We start from the raw sequence: 10,188 nt of genomic DNA, 5'->3' as shown, positions 1-10,188 counted from the left end.
CTCGTCCCTCGGCCGCTCGCGCGGCTCGCGCGGCTCGCGCGGCTCGCGCGGCTCGCGCGGCTCGCGCGGCTCTCCCGTACGACCGGCGTCGTACCCGCTGACCCGGCGAGCATGCACGGCGGACGATTTTGCATCCGAACGGTCCCGGAAGGGGCGATGCTAGCCTGCCGCACGTGACCAAGAAGGGCTCTGAACAGCGGATATCCAGCGTGTCGGGGCCGGACGGTCAGCAGCGCGCCCTCATCGTCGCGAGCTTCGTCAGCCGGGTGGGCAACGGGCTGTTCAACACCGCTTCGGTGCTCTACTCCAGCTGGTCGTTCACCTGCCCGCCGCGCAGGTCGGGGTCGGTCTCACGATCGCCGGGCTGACCGGGCTGCCGGCCGGGATCCCGGCAGGGAATCTGGCCGACCGGTACGGGCCGCGCACCGTCTGGCTGGCCGTCCTCGCCGTCTGCGTGCACAGTCTCGGAGAGGTCTGGGAGTCCTCGGCCGGCTTCGCACTCGGCTTCGGTCTCGCCCCCGACCACGCCCAGGGCCAGTACCAGGGCCTGTTCGGCATCGGCTTCGACGCCGGACAGGCCCTGGCTCCGGTGATCCTCACGGGAGCGGTCCTCGGACTCGGCCGCACGGGCCGGCTGCTGCTCGGCGTGTTCTTCGCGGCGGTGGGATCGGCGGGCCCGCCGCTGGCCGCGTGGGCGGACCGGACCCGTCCGGCGAGCCGGCAGACGGCCGACGCCACCCCCGCCCGACCAGCCGAAGCCGGCCTCCTCGATGCCGAATGGGGCCGACCACGGGGCCACGGCCGAGCGGCACCTCGAAGTGGGGGGTGTTACGCGTCGGCCGTCTCGAGGGGCACGGCGCGGGCGCGGGTCACGAAGGGCCGGGAGAGGACGGTGACGGCGACGGAGGCGGCGGCCACGGCCGTGATGGCCGCACCGGGGGTGACGTACTGGGCGAGGCCGCCGGCGATCGCGGCGCCGATGCCCTGCCACGTCATCCTGCCCGCGGACTCGACTCCCTGGACCTGCCCCCGGACCGGGTCGGGAGTCAGCGCGAGGAGCTGCTCCTGGAGCGGCAGGGTGGCTGCGAACCCGGCGCCGGCGATGAACACCGCCGCCGTCGCCACCAGCACCGGCGGGTTGACGGCGAACAGCAGGTAGGGGACGGCGAGCAGCAGGCGCAGGGCGAACGCCCAGCGGCGTCGCTGCCCGGCGGTGAGCAGGCGGCCGACCGTCAGGTCGCCGAGGAGCATGCCGGCCGATCCGGCGGCCAGGAAGGCGCCGGCGTGCCGGGGGGCGTAGGAGATGAACAGGGCCTCGCAGCCGACGATCAGGCCGTTGGGGACCCACAGGTTCAGCAGCAGGGCGCGTGAGCCGGAGTGGGAGAAGAGAGCGGTGTTCGTCGCCCAGGTCTGCCGCAGCCCGGGGCGACGGGTCAGCCGGATCGTGCGTTCCCGGACGGTCAGCGCCACGCTGATCGATGCGGCTCCGGCCAGCGCCGTCGCGGCGACGAAGACCCCCTGCGGGGTCAGGTACCGCAGGAGTACGGCGCCGACGGCGTAGCCGAGGACGGCCATGCCGCCCGAGGTGATGTTCATCAGCGAACGCGCCAGCGCGTACGCGGAGGCCGGCACCACCTCGGCGAGCAGCCCCATCCGGGTCCCGGTACCCAGGGACTGGAAGAACCCCAGTACGAGGAGCAGACCGAACCGGGCAACCAGCGGCAGCCCCGGGACCGCCTGTGCGGCAACGCCCGCGAGCGAGGCGCACTGGAGCACGACGAGGGTCCGGCGCGGCCGGTTTCCGTCCGCGACCGACATCAGCGTCAACGCGCCGAGCACCGTCGCGAACGTGGCGCCGTACATGCTCACGGCGGTCAGGAACGGGGACCGGGTCTGGTGGTCGACCAGTGTCCCGAGGGCGAAGCCGGACAAGGTGCTCGCGGCGGCCGTCAGGGTGAAGCCGGCGTACAGCCCGGCGAATTCACGGTTGCGGAGCAGTCCGCGGTAGCCGGTGGTGGGGAGTGTGCTGGAGACGGAAGTGTGGGAAGGCATGAAAAAAGCCTCCGCGCGCACCCCATGGGCGCACCGAAGGCCAACACCCCCATTATAGCAGCCCCCGAGAGCACCGGGTTGAGCCCTCAGCACCCGTCGCCGAGGTTGATTCCCGCCGCGGCGGCCGCGTGGACGGCGTACAGCTGGATCACTTCCATCGGTATCGCCAGAACGCTGAACCATACGGTGGTACCGGCGAGAAGGCCGGGCCAGCTCTCCCCGAGCCGCAGGCCGTACCGCCCGCGGAGCCGCCGCGCGAGCAGCACGCACACCGCCACCGCCGCCAGGCCGAGAACCGGACCGGCCCATCCGGCGGCGTACTCCGTCATCGGGAGGGGCAGGTGCCGACAGGCCTCGATCTGGCGGTCGGCCCAGTCGTACCCGATCTCCTGGGTGTGCAGGCTCGTGGCCACACCGGCCACGACCAGAAGCGGCACCAGCAGCGCCGCCGTCACGGTGCCCGGTGTGACGGCATGCGGGCGCGCCGTGCCGTCGTTCGCGGCGGGGGTGGGCGAGGTGGTGGCCATCAGTACCGGTCCGGCTCGTGCAGAGCCTTCGCATCCGTTCATTCGTGTCATCCGTGTCATCCGTGGTCACGACTCTACGGACATCCCCACGCCCGCCGGGCGCGGGGTGGTCGGTGCGTGCCGCGCCGGCGGGGGTGGTCACGACACGATCGCGTTGAAGAACAGCACTCCCGCGGCGAAGGCGGCACCGCCCGCGAGCAGTCCGGCGGCCAGGGTGCCGCCCGCCAGGACGGTGAGTACGACGGCGGCCACGGCGGTCAGGACGCCCAGCAGCAGGATCACGGCCGACCGCTGCGACAGCAGGGAGGGCGGCGGGGTGTTCTGGGACAACGTCAGCTCCAGCTTCGTCGGAGGGGAGCCGCCGCATCGGCGGGCGGCGGCCCGGGTGCTGGTGGTGTAGGTCGGACACGGCCCGTTTCCCCCGCCGGGGCGAGTGTGATCTGAATCACATGATGTGGGAGGGGGGAGAGGGACGGTCGCGGCCTAAGACGAGGGCGTGAGGCCAGACAACAGGACCGCCAGGGGAGCCCGGACGCAAGGGAGCGGATGTGCCGACTGAGCTCGAGGGCGATGGCATCGCCGTCCGCGACCCGCTCTCCGTGGGGCAGTCCGTGGGGCAGTCCGCCCCGGACGACCCGTTCGAGCCGGTCGGCTGTGAAGACGACGCCCGGCGCGCGCGGCGCTTACGCAATGACGCGAAGATCGTCGAGATCCTGCGGATGGACGGCTTCGAAGGCCCGCGCTACGCCAAGGTCGTCGAGCGGTTGTCCGGCTACGCCTGGCCCACCATGGTCAAGTGGTGCGGTACCGGCGAGGTCTTCCACCGGGCCGCCACCGTGGGCCGTCCGGTACCGCGGAACATGATCGTCTCCGACTGGTCGCAGGACGACCGCTTCGAAATCGCCACGGACAGCGTGATCAACGGCATGGCGCTCTTCCGTACGTACGGCCTGGTCCAGGGCCGCTGGCACGCCGACGGCGGGGCGAGCCTCACCACCTACTGCATGGGCGCCGTGATCCGCGCCTTCGGCCCCGTCTACAAGGCCTGGTACGACGAGCGCCGGACCGGACAGTCCGAGCTCCGCCGCGCCGGCACCGACGAGGAGGCCGACCCGATGGCCGCGATCCCCGACCAGCGCGCCGCAGACCCCTGCCAGGTCGCCGCGACGAACGACGAGATCCGCCGGATCCTCCCGATGGTGAAGGACGCCAAGGTCCTGGAGAGCCTGGGCTGGTACGCCGTCGGCTGCACCCAGGAACAGGCCGCCCAACGCGTCGGGCTGACACGCAAGGCCTTGGAGCGCCGGACCCATCGACTGAGGAACCGGATCAACGAAAGCGGAGTACGCCGGCCTGAGCCGGAGGAGGGGGAAGCACGATGAGCCTTCGGCGTGAGGGGTTCCTGGAGGACCTCGCCGAGACGGACACCGTTGACGACATCGACTTCGATTCCCTCCTGGACGCCTCCAGCCTCGGGGCGCCCCACGTGATGGCTGCGCTGGGGCACGTCCCCGACCCGGTCCGGCGGCGCATCCGGGAAGCGGTCGCCGCACCGTGCGCGGTGCCCGAGCCTTCGGCGGCCGTTCTGGAAGACACCATTCCACCGGCGGACGAGGAGGGCGAGAGGACGGAGGAGAACGAGAGCTACGCGAGCTACGAGAGCTGCGAGGGCTCTCCTGCGCGGACCCCCGACGAGGCGGACGTGGATCCACCGGCCCCCGTGGTGACGGCCGGCACCGGGCGCTTCCTGCGGGGCGCCGGGTTGTGGCAGGCGCCCACCCTGGTGGTCTCCGGTCCGACCGGGACGGGGAAGACGGCGTCGGCGGTCTCGCTCCTGCAGGACCTCATGAGCCGTACGGAGCCGGCCGCCGGCCGTGAGCTGCTGACGGGCGGCGGCGCACAGTGCCTCACACGGGCGGTCGCGTGGATGGTGCTCCGGCCGATTCCCGTCGGCCCGCCGAGCGAGCGCAGCGGCCATGCCGACGCCGAGCACCTGTTCCTCCGTACCCTCCGGTCGGCCCTCGGCGACCGGATCGGTGCCGGCGGGGGCGGGCCACTCCACGAACCGGGCCCGGACGACCGGCCCATGGGGAGGTGGAGCGCTGCCGCACTGTCCCGCGGAGCCGAGGAGTTGCAGGATCTACGGCGTGGCGATCGACGCGCGGTCCTCTGGAGCACCTTTGCCGGGCTGCGCGCGGACCCTGATCCCCGGCGGCCCGACAGGGGCGGCTACGAAACGGGCCGGCTGGTGCCGGCGCTCATGCCGTCCGCCGGTGCGCAACGGCACCCGGGGCCCGTTCCGCTGTCCCCGGTCCCCTCGTGGGAGCGCATGCTTGCGTGCCGTCGCAGCGCGGACCGGCGCGTGGGGGCCTTCATCACCTTCGACGACTTCGACCGATCGCTCTTCTCGGCGGCTGCACATCCGGCTGCACGTTCGGCTGCACATCCGGATACGGCTCCGGACGATGTGGACTGGATGACCGTTCTCGCTTGTCTGGCCGCGATGTTCGGAGCACGGGAAGGGTGGGAGCAGGGCGGCCTCGAGAAGGCCGTCCGGCACCTGATGGAGATGCGGGGACGCACGAACGATCCGGGGAGCCTCGCGGACTTGGCCGTTCTCGGCGGACTCGCGGGCGCGCGCGGCGCATCGGAGCCTCGACGTGCGCGAAGCCACCCGGTCATGCGCCACCCGACCCCGTCGCCGAGGAGGGACGTGCTGCGTTCCGGGCCGCCGGCGGAGAGTCCGCGTCGTCCGCTGAGGAGCTGGCGGGAGAGGGAGGGGGATCAGGAGGTGCTGCGTGCGGAACTGGTCGTCCATCTGTGTGAGCAACCGTCGGACGACGGCCAGTACGTGTTCCACGCACTTCTGGCGTACAGGTGCGCCGATCCGTATGCCGTGGAGGCGGTGTTCAACGTCCCGGGGCGCGACGACGCGGTGACCTGGGTGCTGGCACGCGATCTGCTGTGGGACGGCCTTCGCGGCAGAGCGGGCGGGGGAGACGTGCAGGTGTGGAGCGAGGAACCGGCGCAAGGGCCGCAACCGGCGCAAGGGCCGCAACCGGCGCGGCCGGCGCAACCGGACGAGCCCGCCGCACCCCGCTTCCGGCGTACCTACCTCCGGCTGACCTCGCCGGACGGGACGGCACTCCTCTTCATGCGCACCGATGACGTGGAGGAGTTCCTCGGGCTGTCCCAACGCATGGTCCCGCTCGGAACCGAACACGAACAGCTGGTCGGCGGACTGGCGGACCTGGAGCAACACCTGCACGAGCTGGCGGCGTCACCGGGCTGCAAGGACTGACGACGGGACGGCACGGTGCCCAGTGGCTGCTCCGGGCGAGGCCGGCGCCGACGCGGATCTCCGCGCGGGCGGCCGGGGCCCGACCACAGGTCCCGGACCCACACGGGGCCCGTGCATCCCGGTGTCCGCGCAGAGCCCCGGCCCGGTGCGCCGGTGGCTGAGATCCGGAGCAGGAACGGCACCACCCGGACCGGTGCACCGCCGGGACCGGCCCCGCCGGCCGGTGAACGCGAACGGCACCGTGTACGCGGAACGTTCGCACGCCGCCGATGCCTGCGCGGCTAAGGTTGCAGGTCACAGGACGGCCCGGAGGAGCAGACCAGAGGATGATCACTCAGATTCGGATCGACGGCTTCAAGTCGTTCCGTGACTTCAGCCTCGACGTGCCGCCGACGCTCATCCTGCTGGGCCCGAACGGGGCCGGGAAGTCGAACCTCTTCGATGCGCTGCGCCTGGTCGCCGGCACGGCCGACCGCGGTTTCGAGGCAACCGTCCGCGAGGATTCCCGGCTGTCGCCGAGCGGGCTGTTCCACCAGGGCGCCGATGGGCCGGGCCACACGTTCGTCATCACCGTCGGAACGCTGATCGCCTCGCAGGACGGCCCGCTCCCCGTCCGGATCCGCCTGCGCGCGGGCCGCATGCCCAACGGGCAGGTGGCCGTGGTCGGCAAGAGCGCCATCTGGGTCAGCAGCCTCGACGTACCCGGGTGGATGACGGACCTGGGCCTGGACCGGGACGTCCAGTCCGCCGTCGCGCGTGCCCGCTCGGCGTTCCTCGCGCGTACGGACGGCGTGGACTACCTGCCCTTCAAGGGGAACATCGGCCCCGCCTGGGATCCACGGGCCTTCGACGGGTTCGACGGCTTCGACGGCTTCGAAGGTGACGCCGGAGAGGACGACGAGAGGTACGCGGAGGACTTCGCGGCGGCGCCGGGTGACGAGCTGCGCGCACTCGTGGCCCGGGAATGCGCCTCCTGGTACCCCTTCGTCCTCGATCCGGAGGCGCTGCGCACGCCCACGGCCGCTCTGGCGGCCGGCAGGACCTCCCCGGACGGTGGCAACCTGGCGGCGGTCCTGCACCGCATCAGCGACGCCTCCCCCGGCAACTGGAGGCGTTTCGTCGGTGATCTGGCCGCGCTCATCGACGGAGTGCAGGACGTCCGGCCGCTGTACGACCGGCGCCGCGGGGAGTACGACTTCGAGGTGGAGTTCGGCAACACGGGCTGGATCAGCCCGCCCGCCCTCTCCGACGGCACGCTGCGGATGGCGGCCCTGCTCGCGGCGGCCGCGGACCCGGTCTGGCCGGGCGGCATGTACGTGGAGGAGATCGAGAACGGGATGCACCCCGAGCACGTCGCCGATCTCGTACGCAGGCTCAGGCGCGGTACCGGCGTGACACCGGATTCCGTGGCCTCCCCCTCCGCCGCCCTTCCGTACCGGCAGCTCATCGCCACGACGCATTCCCCGGCCCTGCTGGCGGCGCTCCGCGACGACCTCTCCGGCAGCCTCGTCTTCATGGAGCAGGCCGACCGGGTCGATCCGCAGCGGCGGAGCGTCGTCCGTACGACCGTGGCCCGGCCGCTTCGGGCCTTCGACGCGGAGCGGGATCCCGGTGAGACGGTCTCGCCGGAGCACGTGGAGCGGCTGCTGCGGAACCTGGGCCGGGGGGCGTCGTGACGTACAAGTACAGGCCGCTGAAGCCCGGGCTGCTGGTCGAGGGCAGCGACGGGCCCTACTTGGCGAGCCTCGTCAAGCGCCAGCTGGACCGGCTGATCGAGCAGCGCAGCTCGCAGACCGTGGAGGTGCTGCGCTGCGAGGTGTCCGCCGTACGCACGAACGACAAGCCGGAGCGGGTACTGCAGGCGGCGGAGGAACTCGCCCGGGACTGCCACGTGGTCTTCGTCCACGGTGACGAAGACGCCCGCGACGAGCGCCTCAAGCTGGTCGGCGAGCTGGACGACCGGCGGGCAACGGCCGCGCGGGCCGGCGTCCCGGTCGCTCTCGTTCCGGTGCTCATGACCGAGTCCTGGATGCTGGCCGACCGCAAGGCCCTGGAACACGTCGTCGGCGCCGGGCCCCTGAAGGCGTACCCGTACACCTCGCCCTCCGCGCTGGAGGGCCACGTCACGATGAAGGGCAGCAAGGAGAAGCGGAATCCGAAGCAGGTCTGGAAGGCCCTCCTCGGGCCCGACGGCCGCGAGGTGCTGAGCGACCGTGCGGAGTTGCTCGTGCGGCGGACGGACCTCGATGTGCTGGAGCAGCTGCCCTCGTACCGGAAGTGGTGCGAGGACACGGCACGGGCGCTCCGGACCTTGAACTTCCTTTAGGGCGGCGGGCCCGTTCGCGGGGTCAGCCGCCGTCCACGTACGCTCGGGCAGCGACCATCACGTCGCGCATCCTGCCGTCGGCGATGCACTGTGCCGGCGCCTCGTCTTCGAGTTGCGGGTTCATGCCGATCATCCATGCGCGGGCCGTGTAGAGGCTTTCGGCGTCCTGGATGAGCTGGAAGACCTGGAGGGCGGCGCGCAGGCGCTGCTCCGATTCGGGACGGGGCGTGGTGTCGCCCGATGCCCATTTGCCGACCTGCTTGGGGTCGCTGATGTTGGCGATGCGTGCGGTCAGGCGCTGCCCCAGATTCTCCTGGAGGAAGCGGGCGATCTCGCTGATGTGCATGCGCACGGTGGCGACGTGGGCCCTTTCGGCGCTGGCGACACTCTTGGCGACGGCTGCGGCGACGGGGGGCGTGGTGGTGTCAGAAGGCATGGTCAGGTCTCCCTCGTTGCCCTGACTGCGCGCCCGTGCGGTGGACGGGTCGCGTGTTCAGGCGACGGGTGTCGGGGTGTGCCCGCAGGACCTGGCCGTCGCGTGCTGCCGCGGGGGCAGACGGAAGGGATGCTCGGTCTCGGCGAGCTGCGAACGCTTCGTGGTGTGTTCCCGACCCGCCGGGAAGCGTGTACCAGCGCGGGTGGTGGGGCGTGCCGACTAGCGGTCGGCGCTCAGCATCGATGTATTCCGGTCCGTGGGGATCCGGCGCATGAATGCCTGGGGCGATCCGAGGGCGCGGGGCCCTGGAGGGGTGGTGGGGCCGCGGTGTGCGGCACGAGCCCCACGGATAAGAACGCGCTGACGGTGCAACGGGTGTTGCCCATGAGATCCCCCACATGTTCCACGTTGGTCGATGTACTGGCGAGGTTACCCATTATCACCCTCCAACTCCACCTTTTAGGCAGAATCCGGCTCGTTGTCGATGGTGCGTCAAGTGGGGTGTTTGGAGCGGAACTTGCCCTCCGACCTGCGGAAATGACGTTCTGTCGGGAGGGCGGAGGGTGGGTCGTTTCGCTCTTTTGGACGACCATGGCGTAGCGGCTTCCGGGTGGGCTTCAGTCGTCTTTTCCGGTGGGTTGGGGGAGGGGATTCAGGGGGAGGAGGGGGGAGAGGGGCGCGGGTCGGCTTCCGGCGCCGCCCGGGCGCCGCCTCAGAGGACCGTCAGGTCGTACTCCTGCGCCACCCGCCGCAGCGCCTCCGACTCGGGGAAGATCAGGCTGGTCTCCTCCTGCTTGAGCTCCACGTCGTTGAAGACGGCCCAGCACTGGCGCATCCCGAAGCGGGAGCGGTAGGCGATGCCGTGGATGAGGCGCTCCTGCCGGGAGGGGCCGGTCCGCTGGGTGATGGCCCACGCCGAGATCAGCCGGGTGATGCGGCGGTTGAAGCCCTGGATGTGCTCCACGGTGAGCGCGTCCACGCCCTGTTCCGCCAGTTCGTCCTTGAGTTCCCGGGAGAGCGTCTCCAGGGTCCGCTCGTCGTCCACGTCGAGGAAGCGGGCCTCCTTGGGAGGCTGCAGGCGGACCAGGATGTGGCGCGTGATCCAGTCACGGGGGATCATTCCGGGCGCCATTAAGGACGATGTGATCCACTCGTCCCCGATGACCTCCAGCATCTTGGGGGCGACGCGGAAGGGCGCCAGGGCCTCCGCGAAGCACCCGTCGTGCTGGGAGGCGCAGTAGAGGGTGTCGTAGCTGACCAGACTCCAGCGGTTTCCGCCCGTCCGGGACGCGTCCTCCTGGCTGATCCGCTCGTACGTGAACGGGTTCTTGGCCTTTCCCAGGCGCCAGACGCCGCGTTCGGGTGCGGGGATGAGGACGACGTCCTGCTGTTCGGTGTCCCGGCTCATGCGGCCGTGCTCCTTGCTCCGGCCGCCCGCCGTCAGGCGCGGGGCCGATGATGCTCGTGGCTCGTGCGGCGGGGGCGGGGGGGGGGGGGGGCCGGCCGCGCGCGGTGGCGGGGCGGGTAGGGGGGGTTTGGTATTGTG

General features: G+C 71.5%; 10 protein-coding genes. 5 read left to right on the top strand and 5 right to left on the bottom strand.

The features are described from left to right. Positions 1-173: 173 nt before the first annotated feature. Complete coding sequence (locus tag ACFXA3_RS05550) at positions 174-368, top strand: hypothetical protein (RefSeq protein ID WP_385182337.1); 195 nt, start codon at positions 174-176, stop codon at positions 366-368. A 460-nt stretch (positions 369-828) separates the two neighbouring features. On the opposite strand, the gene ACFXA3_RS05545 is transcribed toward ACFXA3_RS05550, so the two are convergent. The 3 genes from ACFXA3_RS05545 to ACFXA3_RS05535 form a co-directional block, all read right to left on the bottom strand. Then, on the bottom strand, positions 829-2,052 hold the full coding sequence (locus ACFXA3_RS05545; RefSeq protein WP_385182334.1) for a hypothetical protein: 1,224 nt from the start codon (positions 2,050-2,052) through the stop codon (positions 829-831). Positions 2,053-2,138: 86 nt separating this feature from the next. Next, the gene (locus ACFXA3_RS05540; RefSeq protein ID WP_385182332.1) at positions 2,139-2,579 is read right to left on the bottom strand and encodes a hypothetical protein; all 441 of its coding nucleotides are present in this window, start codon (positions 2,577-2,579) and stop codon (positions 2,139-2,141) included. Between the two features lie 138 nt (positions 2,580-2,717). Further along, on the bottom strand, positions 2,718-2,909 hold the full coding sequence (locus ACFXA3_RS05535) for a hypothetical protein (RefSeq protein WP_385182330.1): 192 nt from the start codon (positions 2,907-2,909) through the stop codon (positions 2,718-2,720). Between the two features lie 218 nt (positions 2,910-3,127). Here ACFXA3_RS05535 and ACFXA3_RS05530 point away from each other — a divergent pair, with 218 nt between their 5' ends. The 4 genes from ACFXA3_RS05530 to ACFXA3_RS05515 all read left to right on the top strand — a co-directional run bounded on the left by ACFXA3_RS05530 (position 3,128) and on the right by ACFXA3_RS05515 (position 8,206). Beyond that, on the top strand, positions 3,128-3,961 hold the full coding sequence (locus ACFXA3_RS05530) for a sigma-70 family RNA polymerase sigma factor (protein ID WP_385182328.1): 834 nt from the start codon (positions 3,128-3,130) through the stop codon (positions 3,959-3,961). Next, positions 3,958-5,880 carry an SsgA family sporulation/cell division regulator gene (locus tag ACFXA3_RS05525; protein WP_385182325.1) on the top strand — a complete coding sequence of 641 codons (1,923 nt, stop codon included), beginning with the start codon at positions 3,958-3,960 and terminating at the stop codon, positions 5,878-5,880. The genes ACFXA3_RS05530 and ACFXA3_RS05525 overlap by 4 nt, the downstream gene beginning before the upstream one ends. A 326-nt stretch (positions 5,881-6,206) precedes the next feature. Continuing rightward, positions 6,207-7,556 carry an AAA family ATPase gene (locus tag ACFXA3_RS05520; RefSeq protein ID WP_385182322.1) on the top strand — a complete coding sequence of 450 codons (1,350 nt, stop codon included), beginning with the start codon at positions 6,207-6,209 and terminating at the stop codon, positions 7,554-7,556. Continuing rightward, positions 7,553-8,206, top strand: coding sequence for a hypothetical protein (locus tag ACFXA3_RS05515; RefSeq protein ID WP_385182319.1), 654 nt, complete (start codon positions 7,553-7,555; stop codon positions 8,204-8,206). The genes ACFXA3_RS05520 and ACFXA3_RS05515 overlap by 4 nt, the downstream gene beginning before the upstream one ends. Before the next feature lie 22 nt (positions 8,207-8,228). Here ACFXA3_RS05515 and ACFXA3_RS05510 read toward each other — a convergent pair whose 3' ends face one another. Both ACFXA3_RS05510 and ACFXA3_RS05505 read right to left on the bottom strand, forming a co-directional pair. Then, the gene (locus tag ACFXA3_RS05510; protein WP_385182316.1) at positions 8,229-8,642 is read right to left on the bottom strand and encodes an XRE family transcriptional regulator; all 414 of its coding nucleotides are present in this window, start codon (positions 8,640-8,642) and stop codon (positions 8,229-8,231) included. A 712-nt stretch (positions 8,643-9,354) separates the two neighbouring features. Then, on the bottom strand, positions 9,355-10,050 hold the full coding sequence (locus ACFXA3_RS05505; RefSeq protein ID WP_385182313.1) for an RES domain-containing protein: 696 nt from the start codon (positions 10,048-10,050) through the stop codon (positions 9,355-9,357). Positions 10,051-10,188: the final 138 nt, after the last annotated feature.

Source organism: Streptomyces sp. NPDC059456 (assembly GCF_042750055.1).
Classification (GTDB): Bacteria; Actinomycetota; Actinomycetes; order Streptomycetales; family Streptomycetaceae; genus Streptomyces.
This window is presented reverse-complemented; position numbering and strand designations above follow the sequence as displayed.